Below are 24235 nucleotides of genomic sequence, written 5' to 3'. Positions count from 1 at the left end.
GAGGCGCGATTGGTGGACGAGCTCGCGGCCGAGTCCGGCCGGGAGTTGCCGCCGCTGCCGCCGATCTCGTTCCAGCAGGAGCCGTCCAACGGCATCCCGCGCCGCTCCCAGCGCGAGCCCGGGGCATGGTGCCGCGAGCACGGGATCACCACGCCTGCGTACTCCTTCGCCAGCGACTTCGCAACTGCTGCTGTCCCGCGCACTCCGCTGCAAGCCCACAGCGGCCCCCGTCGACCGTCGTCTGATGGCGCAGCAAGCCAGGCCCTCCCGGGCACCGTCACCGACCTCGAGGAAGTGTCATGAACGCCCCGTCCGCACCCACCCTGCACATCCGACGTCCCGCCGACGGCGAAGTACTCCGATCGGTCCCGATCGTCGACGGCGACCGCGTGCGCGCCGCCGCTGAGGACCTGCGCGCGGCGCAGGTCGCGTGGCGCGACATGGGTCCTGCTGCGCGAGCCACCTGGCTGCGCAAGTGGCGGGGCTGGATCCTCGACCACACCGATGAGCTCACTGACCTGCTCGTCGCAGAGACCGGCAAGGTCCGCCCTGACGCCTTGGTGGAGACGACCGCTTCGTGCGAGTTCATCTCCTTCTACGCCGACCATGCGAAGGAGTTCCTCGCCCCCGAACGAGTGGGGGCAGGAGGGCTGCTCAGCCTTCCGAAGCGGCTGACCCGCAGCTATCGGCCCTACCCGTTGGTCGGACTGATCATCCCGTGGAACTTCCCGATCACCCTGTTCCTGATGGATGCGGCGCCGGCGCTCGCAGCGGGATGTGCGGTGCTGACAAAGTCGTCGGAGATGACCCCGCTGACGTGCGCGCGCATCATCGAGGGATGGCACGAGATCGGCGCCCCGCCGGTCCTCCTGCACGTCGCGGGGGCCGGGGACACTGGAGGAGCGGTGGTCGAGGCTGTTGACTTCGTTCAGTTCACGGGCTCGACGGCGACGGGCCGTCGGGTGGCCACGCGCTGTGCTCAGCTGCTCAAGCCGGTCAGCCTGGAGTTGGGCGGTAAGGACGCTGCCATCGTGCTCGAGGATGCCGACCTCGATCGGGCCGCGCACGGGATCGTCTGGGGCGGGATCTTCAACTCGGGGCAGGTCTGCATCTCGGTCGAGCGGGTCTACGTGGTGGACGCGGTCTACGACCGGTTCGTGGAGAAGGTGGTGGCGGCCCTCGGAGCGCTGAAGCAGGGCTCTCGAGCCCGCGATGATGTCGGCGCCATGGTGACCCGGGCGCAGGTGGACACGGTCGAGCGGCATGTGCGGGAGGCTCAGGAGTCCGGTGCGCGCGTGCTTGTCGGCGGGTCGCGGGCCGACGAAGGCAACTTCTTCGCCCCCACGCTGCTGGTGGACGTCGACCACAGCATGGCCTGCATGACCGAGGAGACGTTCGGGCCAACACTGCCGGTCATGCGGGTGGCCGACGAGGCCGAAGCGGTGGCCCTGGCCAACGATTCCGCGTACGGGCTCTCGGCCACCGTGTGGACACGAGACGTCTCCCGAGGGCGGCGCATCGCCGACCAACTGGAGGTCGGTGCGGTCAACATCAACGACGTCTTCAGCAACCTCTTCGCCGTGGGGCTACCCCACAGCGGCTGGAAGTCCTCGGGCCTGGGGGCTCGCCTCGGCGGCGCGCAGGGTCTGCGGAAGTACTGCCGCGTCCAAGCAATCACCGAGCCGCGGATCCCGCTGACCACCAAGGAGCTCACCTGGTACCCGTACTCCGCCCGGCGTACGGCGATCGCCGGCCGAGTGCTGCGCCTGGCCGCTGGTCGCGGCCTGCGGCAGCGACTCGGCCTCTGAAAGGAACAGGAACCATGACGACAACGAACAAGCGACGGGTGGTCGCCATCACCGGGGGCGCCCGGGGGATCGGATACCACACCGCGGAGGAACTCATCCGGCGCGGTCACCGGGTCGCCATCGGGGACATCGACCAGATCCAGCTCAAGGTGGCCGCCGAGGAGCTCGGCCTCGACGTCGCGGTGCGTCTAGATGTCACCGACCCTGCCTCCGTGGCGTCCTTCCTCGACGTGACCGAGGAAGCACTGGGGCCGATCGACGTCCTCATCAACAACGCGGGTGTCATGCCGACGGGGCACGTGCACGAGGAGACCGACGAGGTCACCCGCCGGCAGGTGGAGATCAACATCCTGGGCGTCATCTTCGGCACCAAGATCGCCCTGCAGCGGATGCTGCCACGGCGACAGGGACACATCATCAACACGGCTTCACTGGCCGGGGAGCTCCCGGTCCCGGGGCTGGCGACGTATTGCGGGACCAAGTTCGCGGTCATCGGGTTCACCGAGGCCGCCCGGCAGGAGTACCGCAGGTCGGGTGTCACCCTGTCCACTGTGCGTCCGACCTTCACCAACACCGAGCTGGTCGCGGGGACGAGCGGGGCCAAGGGCATGCGCAACGCAGAGCCGCAGGAGATCGCGCGCGCCACGGCGGCTCTCATCGAGCGCCCGCAGCCCTTCGTGCGAGTCACGCGTATCGCCGGCACGATGGTGGCGGCGATGAAGTTCGTTCCCGAGCGGATCGCGACCCAGCTCGGGGCGATGCTCGGGACCGACACGGTCTTCCTCGACCGCGTGGACTCCGCGGCGCGTCAGGCCTACTTGGAGCGGGTCGGTCGCAGCTGATGCCACAGGGCGCGATCGCGCGCCACGGATCATCCGAAACGACCGCGAGCGTCGCGTGGCGCTCGCGGTCGTCTCCTGTCCCGTGGCTTAGGCCGGGTGCTGGCCGCCCTCGACGACGGGCATCAGGTCCGGGGGGCGAAGGCCGGCCGCTCCGGCTCAATGGCGGAGATCCGCTGGTAGCCGGCGCCCAACGGGGGACGCTCGTCCCGATTGCCCTTGTTGGGCCACAGGGAGGCTGCCCGCTCGGCCTGCGCGGTGATCGTCAACGACGGGTTAACCCCCAGGTTCGCCGTGATACTGGAGCCGTCGACGACGAAGATCCCGTCGTGCCCGTAGAGACGGTGGTAGGGGTCGATGACCCCGGTCTCCGGGGAGTCACCGATGGCACACCCGCCGATGAAGTGAGCGGTCATCGGGATGTTGGCGATCTCCCCCGTGGACCCGCCGGCCACGCCGTTGATCTTCTCGGCGACGCGACGGGTGACTTCATTGCCGACGGGGATCCAGGTGGGGTTGGGCGCCCCGTGGCCAGGTCCCGAGGTGATCGTGGGGCGACCGAGGAGGGTCTTCCTCGACCGCACCGTGATGGAGTTGTCCAGCGTCTGCATGACCAGCAGGATGACTGTGCGCTCCGACCACCGTCGCGGGCTGAACCACGTCAGATGAGAGGGCTGGGTCGCGATTGTCCGCAGCCAGCGCCACCACCGGGGCCCATGGCCGTCCCCGTCGGTGAGCGCGGTCTGGAGTAGGGACATGGCGTTGCTGCCCTTGCCGTAGCGCACCGGCTCGATGTGGGTGAACTCGTCGGGGTGGATCGAGGATGTGATGGCCACGCCGCGCGTGAAGTCGCTGGATCGATCGCGGGACTTCGCCCCCAGGATCGACTCGGAGTTGGTACGGGTCAGGGTGCCCAGTCGGGCGGAGATGTGCGGCAGGGAGCCCGTGGCCTTCAGTCGGTGGAGCAGCTTCTGGGTGTTGTAGGTGCCCGCTGCGAAGACGACGTGGTCGGCCGTGAATGACTGCCGGTTGCGGCGACGGCGCGCGGACCTGCCGGTGCGGACGGTGTCGACGACGTACCCGCTTCCCTTGCGCGGGCGCACGTCGACCACGGTGGTCAGGGGACGTACCTCGGCCCCGAGCTTCTCCGCGAAGTACAGGTAGTTCTTGTCCAGGGTGTTCTTCGCCCCGACCCGGCACCCGGTCATGCACGACCCGCACTGGGTGCACCCGGTGCGGCGCGGCCCCGCCCCGCCGAAGAACGGGTCGGGAACCTCTTTGCCGGGCTCTCCGAAGAAGACGCCGACGGGGGTCAGTGTGAAGGTGTGCTCCACACCCATGTCGCGCGCGACCTCGCGCAGCACCTTGTCCGAAGGCGTCACGTGGGGGTTCTGCGTGACACCCAGCATCCGCCGTGCCGTCTGGTAGTGCGGGTCCAGCTCGGCGTGCCAATCGGTGATGTGCGCCCACTGTGGATCGTTGAAGAACGGGGCAGGAGGTTGGTAGAGGGTGTTGGCGTAGTTGAGCGAACCGCCGCCGACGCCGGCGCCCGCCAAGATGACGACGTCGCGCAGCAGGTGGATGCGCTGGATGCCGAAGCAGCCGAGCCGTGGCGCCCAGACGAACCGACGGGTGTCCCAGGACGAGGTGGGCAGGTCGTCGGTGTCGTAGCGCTTGCCTGCTTCGAGCACCCCGACGTGGTAGCCCTTCTCCGCCAGGCGCATGGCGGTCACCGAGCCGCCGAAGCCGGAGCCGATGATCAGCACGTCGTAGTGGGCCGAGGTCATGGGATGTGGATCCTTCTGTGAGGTGTTCGACGCGAGTGGGGCGGCGGACCGGCAGTGCCGCCGATCTGACGGGTGTACGTGCGGGCGGTCAGCTGTGGATGGCGTGGAGCGGTCTCCACTTGTCGGCCAGGAGTACCGAGTCCGGGTCGATGCCCGGTCGATGAGGGCGACTCGCTAGCTCATGGCACTCCTGTCAGACGATGTCTGTCGAGGGTGTCACCTCGGTGGAGTGGGCGTCATGTGCCGTTGCTCAACGCGGAGGATCCCGCGGGGCTCGGCGCACAAGGCCCGGCCCGCCGGCTCCAGCGGTGCCGCCGGAGCCGGGTCGGTCCTCACAGGGACCGGCTGATGATCTCCTTCATGATCTCGGAGGTGCCGGCGTAGATCTGGGAGACGCGCATGTCGGCCCAGATGCGGGCGATGGGGTACTCGTTCATGTACCCGTAGCCGCCGTGCAGCTGGAGGCAGGTGTCGGCGACGCGCTGCGCTCGTTCGGAGCACCACAGCTTCGCCATGGCGGCGGTGGGGATGTCCAGACCCTCGCCGACGTGGAGCTGGATGCACTCGTCCACGAAGGACCGTGCCACGCGAGCTTCTGTAGCGACCTCTGCCATTTTGAACTTGGTGTTCTGGAACCCCCAGATCGGCCGTCCGAAGGCGCTTCGGTCGCGCACGTAGGCCAGTGTCTCGGCCAAGCAGAACTCCATGGCTGCGACGTTCGACACTGCGACCAACAGCCGCTCCTGGGGGAGCTGCTGCATGAGCTGCACGAAGCCCTGGCCTTCGGTGAGGCCCAGCAGGTTGGTGACCGGGACGCGGACGTTGTCGAAGAAGAGCTCCGAGGTGTCCTGCCCCTTCATCCCGATCTTGTCGAGCACCCGACCGCGGGAGAAGCCCTCCGTGCTGGTGGGGACCAGCATCAGCGAGATGCCGGCGGCGCGGTCGTCCGGATCGGTCTTGACCACGGTGAGCACCAGGTCGGCCTGCGAGCCGTTGGTGATGAAGGTCTTGGAGCCGCTGACAAGGTAGTCGTCACCCTCGCGCACCGCCTTAGTCTTGATGTTCTGCAAGTCCGAGCCGGTCCCGGGCTCGGTCATCGCGATCGCGCCGACGACCTCGCCGGAAGCCATCTTGGGAAGCCACTGCTGCTTCTGCTCCTCCGTGCCGTAGGCGAACAGGTAGTGGGCGACGATGCCGTTGTGCAGGGACGCCCCCCAGGAGCTGTCGCCGACCCGTGCCTGCTCCTCGATCAAGATGGCCTCGTGGGCGAAGGTGCCGCCGCCGCCGCCGTACTCCTCGGGGATCGACAGGCAGAGCAGACCGACATCACCAGCGCGGTTCCACAGTTCCCTGTCGACGTGCTTGTCGGCGATAAAGGTCTCGATGTGCGGTTTGATCTCCTTCTCACAGAACGTACGTGCCAGGTCGCGCACGTCGTCGAGGTCTTTGTCCATCCAGGGGGAGCGACGAGTGGGCAAGGGGTGCCTCCGGCAGGTCGGGTACAGGGTGTACCAATCTGACCACACCCGTCGCCCTGGGTACAAGGTGTTCCATGCATGCGGACCCGGGAGTCGTTGGTTTCGTCGACCCCGCATAGGCTGCCTCTTGTGGTCGAGGTCGGGCGATGGGTGGATTCAACGGTGCGGCGCCGGTCGTCGCGCGATGATCAGGTCCGGGCGCGGCGACGACAACAGGTGGCGAGCGCCGCTCTGCAGGTCGTCGACGAGGCAGGAGTGGGTGCCGGCACGGCCCTGATTGCCGAGCGGGCTGGCATCCCGAGGCCGCACGTCTACCGCTACTTCTCCAGCCGTGAGGACCTGGATGACGATGTGGTACGCCTCGCCGCGCAGGACCTCATTGCCTGCGTCCGGCCCCACCTGACTCGGCGCGGCACGCCCTCACAGGTCGTCGAGGGGCTGGTCCACGCCTGCGCCACCTGGGCCGACGTCCACCCTCACCTCTTCCGTTTCCTAGCCGCACGGGGGCAGAGTCGCACCCTTCACCGCGCTCGGATGGGTCGCTCGCGATTGCTGGACGAGATCGCTGCGGCGGCTCGCGGCTATACCAACTCGGCCGAGGAGACCTTTCCCGAGGGCATCTTGGTGGGCGTGATGGGGATGGTCGACGCGACAATCATCTGGTGGCTCGACCAGCGCGACGAAACCCTCGAGGTCATGGTGGGGCGCCTCTCGCGCCACGTCACTCTAGTGCTGCACGATGCCTTGGCCGCCCACGGAATCGACCTCGACCCAGCGGTCGAGCTGGAGCCGTTCATCGGCGGGTGAGTCATCAACGGCCCGCAATCTTGCCCTGCTCAAAGTGCTCAACATCGACGACGACGAATGTCGCGTGTGCGGTGGCGACCGGGTTGCCGTCCGCATCCAACGCCGCGGCTTCCACGTGTAACCGCCGTCCCGAGCGGTCCCGGACGTGGGCAGAGAACTCGTAGTCGGTCCTCAGCAGCACCGGACGGAGGTACTCGACGGTCAGGGACCTCGTCACGGCAAGCTCTCCGACCCGGTAGAGGAGGAAGCCGAAGAGGTCGTCGAACGCTGCAGCGACCAGGCCGCCGTGGGTGATCCCGGGCGCCCCTTCCTGACGGTGGTCGAAGCGGTGCACGGCGCGAACGCCGACCTCGGTGGCGTCGACCTTCAGTGCAAGACCAGCAGGATTCTCCGTCCCGCATCCCGCGCAGGTGGGGGAGTGCGAGGGGAGGCGTCCCTCCGCCGACGGCTCGGGCCGCGACATCGAGCGGATCCACGCCTCCAATGCCGACATGGCGCCCCCCTCGGAGCGTACCTCGTTCGCCGGGGCGGTTTGCTCGCCTGCGCCGGAGGCGCCTCGGATCGGTTCGCGCATGGAAAGCTCCTCAGATTCAAGACCGACGGGCGCGGAGGCACAACGTCGCATCTGTCTCTCTCGCATACAGGATCAAGTCGTCGTCGTGACGAGAGTGGCCTATAGCCGAAAGTCAATGACCCGCCGTTCGCCAACGCACGAGACATGATGGCATATTTGTATTCACGTGAGACGTTGGGGCTACATTTGTCTACACTCGTCGCTATGCGGCTCATCTGGACACCTCACCGTCCTCAAACCGATGCCGAGCGACGTGGCCTTGCCTGGTGGGTGGCCGTGCTGAGCTGCAAGCCGTTCCTGATCGTGCTGCGCCGGCCGGACTGGCGCGGAGTCTCAGGGATCCCGAGGTCGGGTGGGGCAGTGCTGGCCGCCAACCACGTCTCGCACATCGACCCTCTGCTAGTCGCGGAGCTGGTGCTGGCCTCGGGGCGGGTGCCGCGGTTCTTGGCGAAGGACAGCCTCTTCCACGGTCCGATCGTGGGCAGGTGGTTCCGTGCGGCCGGCCACGTCAAGGTCGACCGGGCTGCCGGACGCGCAGGGTACGACGACGCGGTGAAGGCGGCACGCTGTGGTCAGCTCCTTCTGGTGTATCCCGAGGGTTCTATCAGCAAGCGGGAGGACGGTATGCCGATGACGATGAAGTCAGGGGCGGTTCGCATCGCCCTCGAGGCGTCGGTCCCGCTCCTCCCGGTGGCCCAGTGGGGTGCCCAGGAGATCCTGCCCGCATACAGCGGGCGGTTGCGATGGGGTTGGCGACGGCAGGTGAGCGTGTTCGTCGGCGCTCCCGTCCCGCTCGAGGACCTCCGTGACCTGGAGCCCGCACGTGCCGTCGAAGTGGGCCGTCAACGGCTCGAGGACGTCCTCATCACGATGGTGTGCGAGCTGCGTGGAGCCACCGCGGCGGCGCGGTCCATCCGTGCTCAGGCGCCGAAGGCGGGATCCTCAGGGCGCGAGGATCCCGAGCCGCGCACCATCGCGGGGCCGTAGGTGTCCAGCAGTGTTGCCATCAGCTCATCGAACGGTAGGTCCACGAACATCCCCCGCTCGCGGACGTACTCCATGTGGCGGCGGCCGGCGCCGTCGGCTGCGTGGAGCAGGGCGTCCTGCGATCCGTCGAACTCCAACGGAGGTACGCCGAAGCGGCGGCACAGCTCGGAGTTGAAGGCCGGCGAGCCCTTGCGCCACCGGCCGTCGACGTACGCCGCGCTCCACCCGTGGAACACGAACAGGTCCGTGCCCATCAGCTCCAGCAGCGCCTCGCTGTTGAGGTGGTTGCGGACATCGGAGAACCCCAGTACGGCCGGGATCCCCGCAGCGCGCAGGCTCGCCGTGAGCAGCACCGCCTTCGGGACGCACCAGGTGGGGCCACCGTCAAGGATCGCGCTGGCGCGGTAGGTCGGGGGGGCCGCGGTGACGCTGTAGGGGTCGTAGCGGAGTCGGTCGCGGACCTCCGCGAAGAGCAGCCCGACCCGCTCACGCGGATCCTGGACACCTCGCACCACGGACTCGGTGAAGTCGCGCACGTCGTGGTGGTCGCTGTCGATGAACCCGGTCGGGGCAAGGGCCTGCCGGGGGTCGAGCTCGTCGCCCATCAGGCACTGACCTCGGCGTTCTGGAGTGCGCCGGCCGCCCCGAGGGCCGTGACGAGGTCCCGCTCGAGCGACGGGAGGGCGGCAGCTGCGAGGGCGGCTTGCTCCGCCCGGCCCCGGGCCGGGCCCTCCTGCCGGCCCAGCGACGCGACCAGTGACCATGTCTCCGCGCAGAGGTGCGCAGCGTTGGCGACTTCGCTCGCGCGAACGTCCCCGGTCAGACGCGCGATGTCGGCGGCGCCGCTGGAGAGCAGTCGCCGGAACAGCCCACCGCCGGTGCCGGCCTTCTCCACGAATGCGCTGAGTCCCTGGAGCGCCAGGTCCAAGACCTCGTCGGGGAAGACCTCTGGCCATCGAGCGAGGTCCTCGGCGAACAGGTCGACGGCGGCCAGCCCCGTGGCCCCGGTCGCCGTGTCCCTCCCGGTGACAATCGAGGGACCGGTCGAGGTGGTCATCGCGACAGCCGCCTGGGCGAACGCCGCCCGGGCGACGGTGGCCAGGTCGGGCAGCGAATCGGGCCAGGCGATGTCGAAGTAGGTGTGGCGCGTCGGGACCGGAAATCCTCGGGAGCAGCGAGCCCGAGCCAGAGCCTCGTAAGGCACCAGCTGCACCTCGTCGCGGTCGTTGTCGACGACGTGCGCGAGCTGCTGCACGTCGTCGTAGCCGATCACAACGATGTCATGGCGACTCATCTGAAGGCGCACGCGCAGGTAGGGCAGCTCTGCGATGTCGGCCCACACAAGGGCTGGGCGACCGGCGCGCACGGCATCGCGCACGTAGGTCCAGCCCACCTGGGGGTCCTCCGTGGCGTGCACGGTGACCACGGCGCCGAGTCGTGTCGGGAGATCGGTCTCCAGGTCCCCGCCCCGACCCACGAGGTACACCGGTGGCATGAGCGCTGCATTCCGGACGTAGGAGAGGTCCAGCGACCCGCTTAGCGCGAAGACGAGGCCCTCGTCGGGCGGGCCTTCCCAGCCGAGCCCGGCCCATTCGAGGAGGTCGCGCATCGCGCCCGAGCCGCAGTGGCCGCCACGTCGGTGCGGGTAGGGAACCGCGACGGCGTCGCTCGAGCTGGCCATGGAACTCATTCCTAAAGACAATTTGCATGATTTGTTCCAACCTAAGGCACGAGCATCTCATTGTCATGGCCAGGTCCGATGTGACATGAGTCCGTTGGGCACCACGGTCGCTATCGTGTCCACCGTGTCATCCCCCTCCATGCGCGATCGGTACCGCGAGCACGTCCGCACGGCTGTGGTGGAGGCTGCTCACGACCTGATCGCCGATCGAGGCTGGGAGCGAGTCCGCATGGGTGAGATCGCCGAGGCAGTCGGGATTTCACGCGCCCTGCTCTATAAAGAGTTCGGCGACAAGCCCGGATTGGGAGAGGCCGTCGTCCTGAGGGAGGCGGCGCGCTTCATCGAGGGCATCGAAGGAGTGCTCGCGCACCACGACGCCGATGCTGCTCGCGGCCTCGCGGCCTCGGTGAAATTCGTGCTCGAGGAAGCTGAGAACAGCTCTCTACTCAGGGCGGTGCTGATCGCCAACCGCGATTCCTCCCCGACCGCGACGGGCATTCTCCCCCTGATGACGACCTCCGCGCAGCTGCTGGAACTGGCCTCGAACTCGTTGGCACGGTGGCTCATGGCTCACGTGCCCGGGGTGCAGGCCGACGATGTGGCGGACGCTGCGGAGGCTCTGGTGAGGCTCACCGTGAGCCATCTAGCCCTGCCCACCATGTCCCGCAAGGACACTTCACGGAAGATCACCGAGGTCGGACTGAGGTACCTCGGGCTCTCCGTCGAAGCGGCGACGTCCGAAGCCACGACCTGACGTACACTCCCAGCCGGTGATCGGGTCCGCCGCCACCGCAAGGACCAAAAGCCAGAGCTTCTACGGCCACTTCTACATCGAGCACAACCGGGGCCATCACGTCCGCGTCGCCACACCGGAGGACCCCGCCAGCAGCAGGTACGGCGAGAACTTCTACCAGTTCTGGCCGCGTACGGTCGGTGGTTCCCTCAAGAGTGCCTGGAACATCGAGAAGAAGCGCTACGCGCGCAAGAAGCAGCACCCGTTCCGGATCGGCAACGACGTGCTCAACGCGTGGCTGATGTCGGCGGTGCTGTGGGGCGCGATGATCGCGTGGCTCGGTGTCGGCATCACGCCGTACCTCGTCATCCAGGCTGTCGTGGGATTCTCGCTCCTCGAGGTGGTCAAGCACATGGAGCACTACGGGATGGTGCGCTAGAAGGTTGGCGCACCCGGCAAGGAACGCTACGAGCGTGTCGACCCCAGCCACAGCTGGAACTCCAACAACATCGCGACCAATGTGCCCCTGCACCACCTGCAGCGGCACTCCGACCATCACGCCAACCCGACCCGGCGCTACCAGACACTGCGCGACTTCGAGGAGTCGCCGGTCCTGCCCACCGGCTACGCCTGGCATGATCGTCCTCGCCCTCTTCCCCCCGGTGTGGCGAAGGGTGATGGATCACCGCGTGCTCGCCCACTTCAACGGTGACCTCACGTGCGCCAACCTGAGCCCCCGCAAACGCGACAAGATCCTCACCAGGTATCCCGCACCGGAGACGACCCCGACCCGGGAGTCAACGGATGCACTCGGTTCGGGGGCCGCACCAGCGTGCATATTGTCCCGAGGGCGGACATCCTCGCGCATGCCGCCGATCGTGGGAACCAGGCCCACAAGCCCGGCGCCTCTTGGTCCACCTCCGAGTTCGAGCTCTACGTGAAAAGTGAATCGCCCCGGGTTTCGTGGAGGCTCGGTTACTTGGAACCAGCCCCGGTCGGGACGGGTGCTTCACGGTAGTGCTCGGGCCGGATGCTGGCCCAGTGGTTGGCCTCGAACTCGGCGGGCGGGACGAGCCCGATCTCGCCGTGAAGGCGCCTGTGGTTGAACCAGTCGACGTACTCGGCGGCGGCGATCTCGACGTCGCTCACGGACTTCCAGCCGCCCTTAGGGCTCATGACCGGGTTGCGGATGCACTCGGCCTTGAACAGCGAGTTGAGCGCCTCGGCCATCGCGTTGTCATACGAATCTCCTCGGCTTCCGACCGACGCGACGGCCTCGGCCTCGGCGAGTCGCTCGGTGTATCGAATCGCTCGATACTGACTGGGTTCAACCGGTGGTAGCAACACCAGCTTGGTGGAGCAATCGTAGGTGCTCGTCGAGGGCCTCTGCTGGGGTCTTCCATCCGAGGCTCTTCCTGGGTCTGCTGTTGAGTGCAGCTTCGACCGCTTGTGTCTCCTCGTTGCTCCATCGCGAGATGTCGGTGCCCTTGGGGAAGTACTGGCGCAGCAGACCGTTGTGGTTCTCGTTGGTGCCGCGCTGCCAAGGGCTCTGCGGGTCGGCGAAGTAGACCGCGATCCCGGTCTCGATCTTGAACTGCGCGTGCTGGGAGAGCTCCTTGCCGCGGTCCCAGGTCAGCGTGCGTCGCAGTTGCTCGGGCAAGGTCGTCATGGTCTCGACGAGGGCCTCCTTCATGGCCACCGCGCCGTAACCACCCAACGGTGGCCCGTTCTTCGTTGGCGCCACCATCCCGTAACCCTCAGCGCGAGGAAGGTGGACCAGCATCGTGTACCTCGTGCTCCGCTCGACCAGGGTCCCGATCGCGGAGCGGTTCAACCCGATGATCAGATCTCCCTCCCAGTGCCCCGGGACTGCACGGTCCTCGACCTCGGCAGGTCGCTGACTGATCACGACATCGGCGGTGACATGGCCGCCGGGTCTGTTGCGGGTACGTGCCCTGGGCTCACGCAATGCCCGACCGGTGCGCAGACATGCAACGAGTTCGCGCTTGAGGGCGCCACGGCTCTCGATGAAGAGCGCCTGGTAGATCGTCTCGTGGCTACAGCGCATGGACTCATCATCGGGGAAGTCGATAGGAAGTCGGTTCGAGATCTGCTCCGGGCTCCAGGCCTTGCTCCAGCGGCGGTCCTGACGGTGCGGCTTTCTGCGCCCCTTCCACGGTGCGACATCGGGCCCGAGGATCTCCGCGCCGTCGGGTCCGCGGAGCACGCCGGCGAGCTTGTCCTGGACGTAGCCCTGCAGTCGCAGGTCAGCCAACAGCTTCGCAACCTTGGGACGCCGGGCGGCCATCTGGGCCTTCCACTGCGCCACCGATGCGCGATACTCCAGCTTCCCGCTGCGAGTGGCGGCGTTGCGGCGCAGCTCGCGCGAGATCGTCGAAGGATGTCGACCGAGGCGCCTGGCGGTCTCACGGACCCCAAGGCCCTGCGCCTTCAAGATCGCGATCTCTTCCCTTTCAGGAAACGACAGGTACCGGCCCGACGGCGGGGCAAGACTCAGGGGTGGCATGCCGCCACCGTGGCGGAACCATCGGGAGCCGACTGGTCCTGACACGCCCACAGCGGCGGCGGCGTCCTCGCTGCTCATGCCCTCCGCGATCCGCCGCCAGAACTCCTGCTCGACCTGCCGGGGCGGTTGAGGACGACCCGGGGACCGCATCGCTGGCCGGACCGCACGATCTGACGCCTGCTGACGACGACCCATCAAACACCTCCGTGATCATGAGGTGTTGCGACGACCGGTTGAATTCGCCCTGAACGCCACGATCCGAGTGGTGCGCCAGGCCGGTGACGTCCTGCCCGGCTCGCTGCCGGGTCCACATCCCCATGTCGAGGGCGTCGAGCGCCAGATCGGTGCGCAGGCTGGTGGACACATGCCAGCCCACGATCATCCGGCTGAAGACGTCCAGGACGAACGCGACGTAGGTCCAGCCGGCGTGCGTCCGCACGTAGGTCAGGTCCTATGCCGACCTTGGAACTATGCCGACCATTTCAGCGGTCGCGCAGGTCAACGGTGATGCTGAGGTTCGGAAGGTCGGCATAGTCGCGTAGTCGTGGCCACGCTTTCAGACACGGGGTGTCTGTCTGGAGGTGTGGTTCGTGACGAAGAGATCTGCGATAGCCCGGTCGTACCCGGATCGGGTTCCTCGGGTTCCGGTGGGCCCCTTGGCACCGACGGTGCTGGGCGAGTGCTCGGCCTGGTTGAGCATCAAGGGTTACTCCCCGGGCTCGGCGGCCGGGGTGCTGAACGCGCTGGGCCGACTCAGCTTGTGGATGCGAACGGTCGGTGCCGGTGTCGAGGACATCGAGGAGGAGCTCCTCGCCAGGTTCGTGGAGGAGGAGCGCGCGAGGGACGTCGTCTGCGTCACCGCGATGAGGGCCCGAGGGACGATGCGCAGGTTCCTTGTGGCGAGCGGATACCTGGGCTCTGTGGTGGTCGAGGACTGCCACCCGACGCCGGCTGCGGCTGCAGTGGCGCAGTGGCGTGGTTGGATGCGCGACCAAGGCGGCCTGACCGAGCAGACCATCGCGGCCCGCGTCCATTACGCAGCCGGCCTCCTGGACGCGCTGACCACCGACGGCGGGGCCCTGGAATGGCGTCGGCTTGAAGTCCCCCTCGTGAACGCCTACGTCGCCGAGCGCGGACGTGGCTACGGGGCTGTCGCACGTGCGCACATCGTGACCGCTGTCCGGTGCCTACTGCGGTGGGCGCTGAGCACCGGTCGTATCGACCGGGATCTTGCTCCTGGCATCCTGAAGCCCCCAGGAACGAAGCGTTCCTTGCCGCGTGGCGTGAGCGCCGACCAGGTCGCTGCACTGTTGGGGGCGTGCGATCCCGCCACGGCGATCGGGACCAGGGACCGGGCGCTCGTCCTGGTCCTGGTGAGGCTGGGCCTGCGCGCTGGTGAGGCAGCGGGCTTGAGGCTCAACGATATCGACTGGGCCACCGGCCAGTTCAAAGTCACCGGCAAGGGCCGCGAGCACGTGCTCCCGCTCCCTGTCGACGTGGGCCAGGCGTTGGAGGCGTGGCTGCGGCACCGGCCTCCTGCCCTGGACAGGGCGGTGTTCGTGCGGATGAAGGCGCCTCGCCAGGCGATGACGACCTCGGGGATCTCTGGCGTCATCGCCCGGCTGTCGGGCCTGGCGGGGATCGACCCGATCTACGCGCACCGGCTCAGGCATACCGCCGCGATGAGCGTGCTGGCCTCGGGCGGTTCCCTGACCGAAGCGAAGGAGCTGCTGGGCCACGTCCACGCCGCCACCACGATGGCCTACGCGAAAGTCGACCTCGCCTCGCTGCGTGAGCTGGTCGTGCCGTTCGGACAGGTCCCGCGATGACGACACCGACGACGCCGACGACGCTGCGCGAGTGGCTGGATGAGTACCTGGCGATGCGACGGGCCCTGGGGTTCCAGCTCGACGACGTCGAACGGCAGGTCGGCCTGTTCCTCGCCTGGCTCGAGGCACGCGGCCAGACACAGACCTTCACCATCGACGACGCCGTGAGGTGGGCGCGGCTCAACCCCGACGCGCATCCATCATGGTGGGCCACCCGGCTGTCGCTGGTCCGCCGCTTCGCCAACCACCTCAACGCCAGCGGCGTCGACGTCCCGGCGATCCCCAGCGGTTTGCTGCCAGCCAGGAAGCCGCGGGCGGTTCCCTTCATCTATAGCCAAGCCGACATCGACGCCTTGCTCGCCGCCTGCGACACGACGTTCACCGACGAGCGGATCGCCGCGACCGTGCGCACCGTTATCGGGCTGCTCGCTGCGACGGGGCTGCGGATCGGCGAGGCCCTGCGCCTGCGTGTCGACGACATCGACACCGCCCACGACCTGCTGGTAATCCAGGAAGCGAAGTCAGCAGAACGGCTGGTCCCGATCCACCCGACGACCACGGCCGCCCTGCTGCAATACATCGCCCTGCCTGCCCGAACAGCCACCCACCCCGACCCCCACGGTCCGGTCTTCGTGACCTCCAAGGGAACCAGCTACGCCTACGGACCGTTCCAGGCGCGGTTCAAACGGGTTCGCGAGGCCGCCGGGCTCACCCCGCGCGGAAGGGCACGCCCCCGCCTGCACGACCTGAGGCACACCTTCGCCACTGCGCACATGACCACCGCCTACGCCTACCACGGCGACCCCGAACGAGTGCTCACGCTGCTGGCCACCTGGCTGGGGCACTCCGACGCCGCCCACACCTACTGGTATCTGACCGCGACCGGGGAGCTCATGGCCCGCGCCGCCGGCCTGCTCGAGCACGACCCCGAAGGAGACCCCTCATGAACGCCCTGGCCACCAGCCTGCAGACCTACTTCACCACCTTCGCCCACGATCAGCGCGACTTGTCCGCCCACACGATCGCCTCCTACCGCGACACCTGGCGGCTGCTGCTCAAGCACCTGGCCTCCACGTTGGGGGTCCCCGCGGACTCCCTCGACTTCGACGCCATCACCGCCGCCAACGTGTCCGGGTTCCTCGACCAACTTGAGCACGAACGCGGCAACGCCGCCAGGACCCGCAACGCTCGGTTGACCGCGATCCGTTCCGTGCTCGGCCGAGCCCTTCCGGACCATCCCGAACACGCCGCCACCATCACCCAGGTCCTCGCCATCCCACCCAAGCGCACCATCAGACCCGTCATCGAGTTCCTCACCACCACCGAGGTCGACGCACTCCTCGCCGCGCCCGACCCCAACACCTGGACCGGTCGACGCGACCACGCCCTGCTGGCCCTCACCGTCCAGACCGGGCTTCGAATCAGCGAGATCCGTTCGCTGACCCGTGCCGACATCCACCTCGGCACAGGCCCCCACGTCGCCTGCACCGGCAAGGGACGACGCCAACGCATCACCCCGTTGACCCGAGCCACCCTGGGCATCATGCAGGCCTACCTCGCCGAACGAGCCACACGTCTCGGCACGGCCCTGTTCTGCGGTCCCCAAGGATGGCCACTGTCGCGTGACGCCCTCGAGCACCGCCTCGCCAAGCACCTCGCCACCGCCACGACCACCTGCCCCAACCTCGCGACCAAGCACGTCACGATGCACACCCTGAGGCACACCGCAGCGATGAATCTCCTCGCCGCCGGAGTCGACGTCTCGGTCATCGCGCTCTGGCTCGGACACGCCGACACCCACAGCACCGACGCCTACCTGCACGCCGACATGGCCATCAAGCAGGCCGCCATCGACCGAACGAGACCACCCGACATCAAGCCCGGGACCTACAAGCCCGAACCCGACATCCTGGCCTGGCTCACCGCGCTGTGACTATGCCGACCTCTCAACACCGAAGGCCAAGCTGTCAAACGCCATCACCGACAACATCGGCATAGTTCGAACGTCGGCATAGGACTTCAAATGCCGACGTCGGCATTTGAAGTCGGCCACCCACAGCTGGTTCGGGCCGGTCGCTGCGAACTTCCGCTTCACCAGATCCTCGGGACGCTCGGTCTCAGCACCGTCGCCGATGGTGGTCTTGCGGAACTTCTCCCGCGGGATCCCCCGCAAGCCCTCGGCGCGCATCAGCCGCTCCACGGTGCACCGGGCGACCTTGACGCCTTCGCGGTTGAGCTCGGCGTGGATCTTCCGGGCGCCGTAAACACCCAGGTTCGCCTTGTGGGCGACCTTGACGCCTTCGCGGTTGAGCTCGGCGTGGATCTTCCGGGCGCCGTAAACACCCAGGTTCGCCTTGTGGGCGACCTTGATGTCCTCGACCAGCTCGGCGTCACGGATCGCGCGTGCCGAGGGCGGTCTGGTCTTGGCCGCGTAGTAGCTGCTCGGGGCGATCTGCACGCCGGCGTTCCTCAGCACGCCGCAGATCGGCTCGACCCCGACCTCACGCCCGTCGACAACGTCGTGGCGATGGGCGTCGATGTAGACCACTACCTGTTCGTGGGGCGGTCGAGCTCCGCCGCGAAGAAAGCCGCCGAGGTCTTCAAGATGTGGTTCGCCCGCCGCAGCTCGCGGACTTCGCGCTCGAGGTCGGCCAGCCGCTGCGCATCACTGGTTGTGGTGCCGGGCCGGACGCCACCGTCAATCTCGGCCTGTCGGACCCAGTTGCGCAGGGTCTCAGGGTGCATGCCGAGCTGGTCGGCGACACGGGGCGATCGCGCCCTGCTTTGTCGCCGGGTCCTGGCGGAGCTCCACCGCCATCCGGGTGGCCCGCTCACGCAGCTCGTCGGGGTACTTCCTGGGTGCTGCCATGACTCTCATCCTCCATGGATTGAGAGCCTCCATCAGACCCGAGGCGATTCAACCCCGAAAGCCTGCACGGGCGTGGCGGGTAGAGAACAAAGTGAGTCATGAGGAAACTTCCGGCAAAGCTGGCCACCCAGCTGTACGGCGCGGCCGAGCTCATCGCGGAACGGGGGCTGGACGGCACCAAGATCGACGACATCGCCGAGGTCACGGGTATCCCCAAAGCCACCATCTACTACCACCTGGACGGGAAGAACGGGGTGCTGGCATTCCTGCTGGGTGACCTGCTCGACCTCATCGCAGGGGAGGTCGGTGTCGCCGTCTCAACTCAGGAGGACGCGCGGAGCCGCCTCGAGGCCGCCGTTGCCGCGCAACTGGCCGTCATGGTCGAGCACCCGTTCCTGTGCCGGGCCCTGGTGGGCGACCTGGGGCGAGCCACCCGGCTGCCCGACCTCGCCGATGCATTGCGCAGTGCGTTCTACGAGCCGATCGAGCAACTGCTGGCCGACGGGTCACTGCGCCGGGTCGCCGACCCGAGTGCGGTCGCCATGGGCGTCTTCGGTGCCATCACCGTCGCCGGCCTCAGCGCCGCAGTCGAAGGTCCCTCAGAGGATCCGTCTGCGGATGCGGCACGATTCGCAGCGGCGATCTGCGCATTGATCCTCAACGGCCTTGCGACCCCCACCACGCCCGAAGATCGCGAGCCATGAGTCGCGCCCAATCCACAGTCAGTTGTTTCACTGGACAGACTGTCCGCGCCGTGACGTGGGAGCGCGTGGTGCGGCCCGGGGGAGATGAAAGGCGAACATCGCACCCCCGTCTGGCTGGGGTGTGTACCGGACGTCACCGCCATTGAGCAGAAGAAGACGCCGGACGATGTAAAGGCCGAGCCCGCTGCCCCGCTCCCGGCCCGATCGAGACGCCTCAGATCGGGTGAAGCGGTCAAACAGATGTGGCTCGAACTCCGGCGGCACCCCTGGACCCGCGTCCGCCACCTCGACGGCAACCGAATCGGTGTCCGTGCGGATGTTCACGACGACTGGTTCTGCGCCGTACTTCAGAGCATTGGTCACCAAATTCGTAACGATCTGCGTCAGGTGTCCGCGGTCAACAAGCGCCGTGGTGTCTCCCGTTGCGCGAAGGGTGATAGACGACGTCAAACCGAGATTGTCTAGGACTTCGCCAGCCACCTCGCTCACGCTCACCGGCGCGGGATAAACGACGAGACCGCTGTCGTCCAGTTCCGAGACCGTCAACGTGTTTTCGAGCAGCGCTTGCACTGAATGCGCCGCTGCCTTCGTCTTCTGCAGGAAGCTGCGGCGCTCGTCGGCGCGCAGTGAATCCCAGGAGTCGAGAAGCATTTCGACGTACCCCGTGACAACCGACATGGGAGCGCGCAGGTCGTGCGACAGCATGGCAACCATGTCCCGAAGAGATGCCTCGCGTACCTTGCGATCTGTGATGTCCTGGATCTGAGCGATGAAGTACTGCGGCGCGCCGTCAGGATCCCGTACCAATGTGACCGACAGCTGCGCCCAAACGGTGGAACCCGACCCGGTGATGTAGCGCTTCTCCAGGTCGTACGCGTCGATCTCCCCGGCAAGCAGCCGACTGCTGTAATCCACGTGTGTGTCGAAGTCGTCGGGGTGGGTGATGTCCTGGAACGACCGTGCCAGCAGTTCCTGCTCGGAGTACCGCGTAAGGTTCGCGAACGCTTTGTTGACTTGCCGCAGGCGCCCATCGAGTTCGACCAGCGCCTTGCCGATGGGGGCGTGGTCGAAACTGAGCCGGAAACGTTCCTCGGATTCCCGGCGCGCTTGCGCCGTTGCCCGTGCCTCGGTGACGTCCTCTACGACTCCCATTGCTGCTACGACCTGGCCGGACTCGTCTCGAATGGGAGTCAGGTGCTGAGAGAAGATTCGGCCCGCAAAGGGCACGTCGATGGTGTTCGAGCGACCTGCGAGCGCGTCTCGGAACCAAGGCTCGGCCATGGTGACCGTCTCTGCAGGGAAGACATCAAAGAGGGTCTTGCCCTCCAGGGCCTCTCGGGAGAGGCCCAGCGCGGCGAGGCCGCTGCCGTTGACTGACAGGTAGCGCAGGCTGCGGTCAAAAGTGAAAATGGCATCGAGGTCGAATGCACGCATCAGGGGATGGTCTGCTGCTCGCGAGAGGACCTCCAGCGTACGCGACCAAGCGTCGGTTGAGTGCGCCCCGTCAACGTCTCCCACTGCCTCTCGTGTGGGATCGCCGAACAGGTCGTGTCGAACCTCAGACCGTGGAACCAAGGTGAACTCCGTGACTTGACCGGTGGTCGGCGGTATGCCCGAGATGGGACATACTTGAGATGGAAAAGGCTACGTCAACAAGCGCACAACGCACCGGATTACATATGTTGGCACAAGCGACGACCCGCGCTGCCCTGCGTACGGCACCTCACGGGAACCCGACGGTCTCATCTGGGAGGTGGAGTCCGTCGAGGACCAGCTGTCCGAGGCGGCGGAAGTCGTTGTCGCGGGCCTTGCTTTGCACCTGGAGGTGGCAGTTGCTAACTTCGCCCGTCGCGGGGTCGCGCAACTCGATCGTGCCATCGATCCCGGCGTCGACTGTGCGCTCATGCCAGACGTGATCCATGGCGCTGACCCGCTGGTGAATCAGGGCAATCCCAGCGTCGCTGATGTGCGTGCTGCGACTTGACCTGCTTACCGCCTCCCACCGGTACCTCGCTTCTGCCGAGGAACCTGGAGAGCCCGGCTCTTTGAGGGTACGAGTCACCTCCGACAGTTCGTGGCAGGCGCGGTTCAGTTGCGGTGCTACCGGACTTGTATGGGCGCGAAGCGTCGTCACCGGCCACGGCTCTTGGCTGGGATACCGGCGGTGAGTGGTGCCACTTCATTTCGCCCGGTAGGGCTTTGGTGCGTGTTCACCCTCGCCGGGACTCGTTCATTGCTCGGCATGTGCACCGTAACCACCGCGGAGGCCGAGCTTGTGGCGTCGATCGTGGCGTCGCTGGCCGCGCGCAGGGTCTCCGCGACGGGCGGGGGGAGTGGCACGAGGCGCTTGGCGAGGATGTCGGCGGGGGAGACCCAGACGACGTCGCCCTCGGCAGGCGGGGTAGCCAGGCCGGCCTCGACGTCGTTGTGAGCTCGGCGCGACAGGGCTCGGGCCGGGCCGGTGAGGTCGGGTGCGTCGGCCTTCTCGGCGACGACGACTGCGAGCTCGGAGCCGGCCTCGATCGCGCGCAGCGAGGCGTGCATTGCCTGGGGCAGTCCTGGGCGGCTGGCGATGACCTCCGGGCTGGCCAAGGTGGTCTTGTCGTGGGTGATCTGGCGGTACGCGGCGCGGACCTCCGCGGCCGCGCGTGCCAGTGGCTCCTCGAGGCGGGCTCCTGGGGGAGCGAGGTCGCCCCAGCGGCTGGCCAGGTTGCTCCAGGAGCGTCCTGTCTCGGCGATGGCGGGGATCAGGCGGTCGGAACGCTCGAGCGCGCCGGCAGTCGCGGCGGCGTCGACGAGGACCATGCTGGCGCCGGCGATCAGGCCCTGGGTGCGGGTGATCAGCAGGATGTTGGACGTTTCGAGTTCCCGGGCCAGCGCGCGGTGGGTCTGGATGTCCCAGTTGGCCAGCGCTTGCGCGAGCCGGCCGGGGTCGTCGACGGGGCGCATCGCCTCGCCGGCGAGGGCTTGGGCGAACCGGTCGCTCAGGTAGCTGCGGGCGGTGTTCTCGCTTGCGGAGATCCGGTCGATCCAGGCACCGGTGGGGGCGATCGCGTAGGGGGAGTGGTGCTGCGCCAGGTGGATCCGGTGCCCGGCGCTGCGGGCGTCGTTGACGCGGTCGCGGCCGTGCTGCTGGAGCGCGACGTTGACGGCGTGGGCGGTGAGGTAGAGCCCGTGCATGATCCGGGTGCGTGCTGCCTCGAGGTCGCGGTGGGCGTCGGGCTGCTCGTGGGGGATCTCGGCGCCGTAGCGGCGGACCAGGGCGGCGGCGTTGAGGAAGGTCTGGGTCATCTGGTCGATGCGGTGGCTGGTTGGGCCTTGCCCTGGCCAGGCGGTGCGGCCGGAGAGGCTGGTCTCGATGGTGGCGGCTTGGGCGGAGAGGGTGGTGATGGGCCGGTCGCGCTCGTCGACGCCGGGGCGGCGACCGGGCAGGGATGCCCACAGGTCCTCGGCGGCCGCGACCATCGTCGGCCAGCTGCGCAGCAGGGTACCGGCGGCGTCTCCGTCGACGTCCATGAGGAGCTGGCGCGCCAGGTAGTCGACGTCGAAGAGCATCTCGCCGACGCTGCGCACGTCGCGCGCGGTAATCGGGATCTGGTCGACGTCGAAGAGCTCCTGGTCGATGTCGGCGTACGCCAGCCGCAGGTCAGTAGCCAAGGCCGCGGGCTTCCCGGATGAGGTCGCACAGGTCGACGACCAGCTGGGAGCCGTGCAGGTCGGGTCGGTGCAGCGGCAGGGGCCGGGTCAGCTCCTCGGCCTCGGTGAGCAGCTGCAGCGGGGTGGGCTCCTCGAGCTCGTCCACCTCGACGTCGGGCAGCTCGTAGTCCTCGGGCAGCAGGGCGCTGGCCTGGGAGTGCGCGAGGTAGACACCGAGGCCGAGGTCGTGCAGCGGCGAGTCGGCGGCCGCCCGGTCGGCGTCGCTCCATACCTGGGTGGCGGCTTGGTGCAGCAGGAGGGCGATCGAGCCGAGGCGGTCCCAAGTGCCGTCAGCGTTGAGGGTGTCCACGGGGGTTCCTTTCGGTCGGAGGTCGGTCTGGCCCATGAACCCACGTCCGGGTCGGTCCTCGCTCCGCTGCGCGGCGGGCTGTGGATAACTCGGGGTCGTGTCGGCGGCTGGGCACAAACTGGTCTCGTTCGCCTATGTCGTATGGCGGTCGCCGGACGAGCATCGCGGATAAAGTCAAGAGATTCGCACTAGTGCTGACAGATGGAGGAGGGTCGTGATGATGAGGTTCCCGATGACCGTGCTGAGAGTGGTGACGCTGGCGCCGGCGCTGCTGGTGAGCTTCGTCCTCACCGTGGTGGTGTGCGCCCTGCTCCCGCCGGCGCTCGGCCTGATCGCATTCCTGGCTGCAGCGGGCGTGCTCGTTGCACTGGCGCTCGGCCAGTTCGAGGTGCCGGCGACCGCGGCGCTGACCCGGTCGCGGCCTGCGACTGCGGCTGAGCTCCAGGTGATGGGGCCTGTGCTCGCCGAGCTGGGTGTCCGCGGCGTCGACGTCGGCACCCTGTTCGTACGCCGGCGTCAGAGTCCGGGCACCCTGGTGGCTGCGGCGATCGCGGATGGCGCTGTCATGGTCAGCCCCGGACTGTTCAACGCCACCTACCGGGGAGGAGTGACCGCTGCGGAGGCGGCCGCCGCGATTGCTCATGCCGTCGGCCGGCGGCGTGCGATCCGGCCGCGGCTCGAGCTCGCTGTGCTTGCGGCGACGACGCCGTGGCGGCTGGTGGGCGCGTCGTTCCGCGGCGTGGCCCGGGCGTTCGCCTGGCTTCCGTTCATGCGGCTGGCGTGGACGCTGCGAGGTGTCGTCGGGGTGATCTGCATCGTGCAGTCGGTCGTTGAGGGCCGGGCCGCTCCGGGGATCTTGGGCGGCGCGGTGATCGCCCTGACCTACCTGGTGCCGGCAGCCAGCCGGCGGATCGAGGCCGGCGCGGAGGCCGCGGCCGACCAGCTGGTGGTCTCCCTTGGGCTGGGCTCCGTGCTGGCTGGCCTGCTCCGGCGTCATGGCCATCCGATGACGCTCGAGCGGCTGCAGCGCCTGGAGACGGCCGTCGAGCAGCCGGCGCGGCGGCGGCTGCACCTGGTCCACGGCTAGGCACGCTCTCTGGCGCTGCAGGTCGGCGAGCTACTCGTCGTCCTGGAAGCCGGAGGTGGAGTGGTGCACGCAGCCGTGGCCGTTGCCCTCGTGCGGCTTGTGGTTCATGCACGGCAGCGAACCCAGCTTGTGGGAGCAGTCGACCCAGCGGACCGTTGTGCGGCCGGGGATGCGGCTGGCGTCCGTTGATGCGAGCGCGGTTGCCATCGCGACCCCCTAGCGCCGCGGGCCGCGGCGGCGGCCGAGCTGGGGCCGCTGGTAGGCGGCCGTGTCGGTGTGGTCGTGCTGGCGCCCGGACCGGTGGACCTGCGCGATCTCGGCGTCGGGGGAGGGGCCGGTGTCGGCGGCCGCGGCCTGGGCGGCGGCCTCCTGGGTGGCCCTGATCTCCTCGGCGCGCTGACGAGCCTCTTCCTCGAGCGCGGCTTCCTCGCGAGCGGCGTCACTCATGTGAACTCCCATGGATCCCGTGGACCGGCACAGGCTGCGCCAGTCCTCCTTGGTCTCCTAAGTGCGGATCGG

Annotated in this window: 26 protein-coding genes and 2 pseudogenes; 12 read left to right on the top strand and 16 right to left on the bottom strand. The window is 67.9% G+C overall.

Features of this window, described 5'->3' with window-relative positions; all coding sequences use genetic code 11:
- Positions 1 to 12: 12 nt before the first annotated feature.
- From H5V45_RS21600 to H5V45_RS20540, 3 genes are read left to right on the top strand one after another with little or no spacing between them, the layout of a single operon-like run.
- A complete protein-coding gene (locus H5V45_RS21600; protein ID WP_056680439.1) occupies positions 13 to 303 on the top strand; it encodes a hypothetical protein in 291 nt (96 codons plus the stop codon).
- Entirely contained in the window at positions 300 to 1808 is a 1509-nt protein-coding gene (locus H5V45_RS20545; protein ID WP_056680442.1) for an aldehyde dehydrogenase family protein, read from the top strand. The genes H5V45_RS21600 and H5V45_RS20545 overlap by 4 nt, the downstream gene beginning before the upstream one ends.
- Before the next feature lie 14 nt (positions 1809 to 1822).
- Positions 1823 to 2650 (top strand): SDR family oxidoreductase, encoded by an 828-nt coding sequence (locus tag H5V45_RS20540; protein ID WP_056680445.1) that lies wholly within the window; start codon positions 1823 to 1825, stop codon positions 2648 to 2650.
- 122 nt (positions 2651 to 2772) lie between these two features.
- Here the strand turns inward: H5V45_RS20540 and H5V45_RS20535 are convergent, their stop codons facing one another.
- Both H5V45_RS20535 and H5V45_RS20530 read right to left on the bottom strand, forming a co-directional pair.
- A complete protein-coding gene (locus H5V45_RS20535; protein WP_056680447.1) occupies positions 2773 to 4434 on the bottom strand; it encodes a GMC oxidoreductase in 1662 nt (553 codons plus the stop codon).
- Between the two features lie 332 nt (positions 4435 to 4766).
- Positions 4767 to 5888, bottom strand: coding sequence for an acyl-CoA dehydrogenase family protein (locus H5V45_RS20530; RefSeq protein WP_056680449.1), 1122 nt, complete (start codon positions 5886 to 5888; stop codon positions 4767 to 4769).
- A gap of 153 nt (positions 5889 to 6041) precedes the next feature.
- On the opposite strand from H5V45_RS20530, the gene H5V45_RS20525 reads away from it, so the two are divergent.
- The gene (locus H5V45_RS20525) at positions 6042 to 6719 is read left to right on the top strand and encodes a TetR/AcrR family transcriptional regulator (protein WP_229662973.1); all 678 of its coding nucleotides are present in this window, start codon (positions 6042 to 6044) and stop codon (positions 6717 to 6719) included.
- Between the two features lie 4 nt (positions 6720 to 6723).
- Here H5V45_RS20525 and H5V45_RS20520 read toward each other — a convergent pair whose 3' ends face one another.
- Positions 6724 to 7293, bottom strand: coding sequence for a PaaI family thioesterase (locus H5V45_RS20520; RefSeq protein WP_200951121.1), 570 nt, complete (start codon positions 7291 to 7293; stop codon positions 6724 to 6726).
- Positions 7294 to 7497: 204 nt separating this feature from the next.
- On the opposite strand from H5V45_RS20520, the gene H5V45_RS20515 reads away from it, so the two are divergent.
- Positions 7498 to 8280: a lysophospholipid acyltransferase family protein gene (locus H5V45_RS20515; RefSeq protein ID WP_082563713.1), complete on the top strand. Its 783-nt coding sequence runs from the start codon at positions 7498 to 7500 to the stop codon at positions 8278 to 8280.
- Here H5V45_RS20515 and H5V45_RS20510 read toward each other — a convergent pair.
- Together H5V45_RS20510 and H5V45_RS20505 are read right to left on the bottom strand one after the other, a co-directional pair.
- On the bottom strand, positions 8214 to 8885 hold the full coding sequence (locus H5V45_RS20510) for a transglutaminase-like domain-containing protein (protein WP_056680455.1): 672 nt from the start codon (positions 8883 to 8885) through the stop codon (positions 8214 to 8216). The genes H5V45_RS20515 and H5V45_RS20510 overlap by 67 nt on opposite strands.
- A complete protein-coding gene (locus H5V45_RS20505; protein WP_056680457.1) occupies positions 8885 to 9961 on the bottom strand; it encodes a BtrH N-terminal domain-containing protein in 1077 nt (358 codons plus the stop codon). Before H5V45_RS20505 ends, H5V45_RS20510 begins: the two co-directional genes overlap by 1 nt.
- 124 nt (positions 9962 to 10085) lie before the next feature.
- Between H5V45_RS20505 and H5V45_RS20500 the strand changes: the two genes are divergently transcribed.
- Both H5V45_RS20500 and H5V45_RS22120 read left to right on the top strand, forming a co-directional pair.
- Entirely contained in the window at positions 10086 to 10715 is a 630-nt protein-coding gene (locus tag H5V45_RS20500; RefSeq protein ID WP_229662971.1) for a TetR/AcrR family transcriptional regulator, read from the top strand.
- Positions 10716 to 10731: 16 nt separating this feature from the next.
- Positions 10732 to 11133, top strand: a complete 402-nt coding sequence (locus tag H5V45_RS22120) for a fatty acid desaturase (protein ID WP_229662970.1) — start codon at positions 10732 to 10734, stop codon at positions 11131 to 11133.
- A gap of 536 nt (positions 11134 to 11669) precedes the next feature.
- Here the strand turns inward: H5V45_RS22120 and H5V45_RS20490 are convergent.
- The 3 genes and pseudogenes from H5V45_RS20490 to H5V45_RS22115 form a co-directional block, all read right to left on the bottom strand.
- Positions 11670 to 12017: pseudogene (locus H5V45_RS20490) on the bottom strand (integrase core domain-containing protein); the annotation flags it as partial.
- A 4-nt stretch (positions 12018 to 12021) separates the two neighbouring features.
- Positions 12022 to 13416: an IS30 family transposase gene (locus tag H5V45_RS20485; protein ID WP_082563432.1), complete on the bottom strand. Its 1395-nt coding sequence runs from the start codon at positions 13414 to 13416 to the stop codon at positions 12022 to 12024.
- A 49-nt stretch (positions 13417 to 13465) separates the two neighbouring features.
- Positions 13466 to 13672: pseudogene (locus H5V45_RS22115) on the bottom strand (DDE-type integrase/transposase/recombinase); the annotation flags it as partial.
- Between the two features lie 196 nt (positions 13673 to 13868).
- Here H5V45_RS22115 and H5V45_RS20480 point away from each other — a divergent pair.
- From H5V45_RS20480 to H5V45_RS20470, 3 genes are read left to right on the top strand one after another with little or no spacing between them, the layout of a single operon-like run.
- Complete coding sequence (locus H5V45_RS20480; RefSeq protein ID WP_235532554.1) at positions 13869 to 15050, top strand: tyrosine-type recombinase/integrase; 1182 nt, start codon at positions 13869 to 13871, stop codon at positions 15048 to 15050.
- Complete coding sequence (locus tag H5V45_RS20475; protein ID WP_056680693.1) at positions 15047 to 15997, top strand: tyrosine-type recombinase/integrase; 951 nt, start codon at positions 15047 to 15049, stop codon at positions 15995 to 15997. Before H5V45_RS20480 ends, H5V45_RS20475 begins: the two co-directional genes overlap by 4 nt.
- Complete coding sequence (locus H5V45_RS20470; RefSeq protein WP_056680689.1) at positions 15994 to 16983, top strand: tyrosine-type recombinase/integrase; 990 nt, start codon at positions 15994 to 15996, stop codon at positions 16981 to 16983. The genes H5V45_RS20475 and H5V45_RS20470 overlap by 4 nt, the downstream gene beginning before the upstream one ends.
- Here the strand turns inward: H5V45_RS20470 and H5V45_RS20465 are convergent, their stop codons facing one another.
- Positions 16984 to 17598, bottom strand: a complete 615-nt coding sequence (locus tag H5V45_RS20465; protein ID WP_185254956.1) for an IS3 family transposase — start codon at positions 17596 to 17598, stop codon at positions 16984 to 16986.
- Positions 17598 to 17885: a transposase gene (locus H5V45_RS20460; RefSeq protein ID WP_343061667.1), complete on the bottom strand. Its 288-nt coding sequence runs from the start codon at positions 17883 to 17885 to the stop codon at positions 17598 to 17600. The genes H5V45_RS20465 and H5V45_RS20460 overlap by 1 nt, the downstream gene beginning before the upstream one ends.
- A 132-nt stretch (positions 17886 to 18017) precedes the next feature.
- Between H5V45_RS20460 and H5V45_RS20455 the strand changes: the two genes are divergently transcribed.
- Positions 18018 to 18623: a TetR/AcrR family transcriptional regulator gene (locus H5V45_RS20455; protein ID WP_056680532.1), complete on the top strand. Its 606-nt coding sequence runs from the start codon at positions 18018 to 18020 to the stop codon at positions 18621 to 18623.
- A gap of 27 nt (positions 18624 to 18650) precedes the next feature.
- Here the strand turns inward: H5V45_RS20455 and H5V45_RS20450 are convergent, their stop codons facing one another.
- The 4 genes from H5V45_RS20450 to H5V45_RS20435 form a co-directional block, all read right to left on the bottom strand.
- Positions 18651 to 20057, bottom strand: a complete 1407-nt coding sequence (locus H5V45_RS20450) for a sensor histidine kinase (RefSeq protein ID WP_056680535.1) — start codon at positions 20055 to 20057, stop codon at positions 18651 to 18653.
- A 289-nt stretch (positions 20058 to 20346) separates the two neighbouring features.
- The gene (locus H5V45_RS22920) at positions 20347 to 20544 is read right to left on the bottom strand and encodes a DUF4365 domain-containing protein (protein WP_056680538.1); all 198 of its coding nucleotides are present in this window, start codon (positions 20542 to 20544) and stop codon (positions 20347 to 20349) included.
- Between the two features lie 209 nt (positions 20545 to 20753).
- Positions 20754 to 22280: a hypothetical protein gene (locus H5V45_RS20440; RefSeq protein WP_056680541.1), complete on the bottom strand. Its 1527-nt coding sequence runs from the start codon at positions 22278 to 22280 to the stop codon at positions 20754 to 20756.
- The gene (locus H5V45_RS20435; protein ID WP_056680544.1) at positions 22270 to 22629 is read right to left on the bottom strand and encodes a hypothetical protein; all 360 of its coding nucleotides are present in this window, start codon (positions 22627 to 22629) and stop codon (positions 22270 to 22272) included. The genes H5V45_RS20440 and H5V45_RS20435 overlap by 11 nt, the downstream gene beginning before the upstream one ends.
- Positions 22630 to 22861: 232 nt before the next feature.
- Here H5V45_RS20435 and H5V45_RS20430 point away from each other — a divergent pair, with 232 nt between their 5' ends.
- A complete protein-coding gene (locus tag H5V45_RS20430) occupies positions 22862 to 23716 on the top strand; it encodes a hypothetical protein (protein ID WP_156393573.1) in 855 nt (284 codons plus the stop codon).
- 30 nt (positions 23717 to 23746) lie between these two features.
- On the opposite strand, the gene H5V45_RS20425 is transcribed toward H5V45_RS20430, so the two are convergent.
- Both H5V45_RS20425 and H5V45_RS20420 read right to left on the bottom strand, forming a co-directional pair.
- Positions 23747 to 23923 carry a hypothetical protein gene (locus H5V45_RS20425; RefSeq protein WP_156393574.1) on the bottom strand — a complete coding sequence of 59 codons (177 nt, stop codon included), beginning with the start codon at positions 23921 to 23923 and terminating at the stop codon, positions 23747 to 23749.
- A 9-nt stretch (positions 23924 to 23932) separates the two neighbouring features.
- On the bottom strand, positions 23933 to 24163 hold the full coding sequence (locus tag H5V45_RS20420) for a hypothetical protein (RefSeq protein ID WP_056680550.1): 231 nt from the start codon (positions 24161 to 24163) through the stop codon (positions 23933 to 23935).
- Between the last annotated feature and the right edge of the window lie 72 nt (positions 24164 to 24235).

This window comes from Nocardioides luti, from assembly GCF_014212315.1.
GTDB classification, from domain to species: Bacteria; Actinomycetota; Actinomycetes; order Propionibacteriales; family Nocardioidaceae; genus Nocardioides; species Nocardioides luti.
Note: the sequence above shows the minus strand (reverse complement) of the source record. Positions and strands in the feature narration are given on the sequence as shown.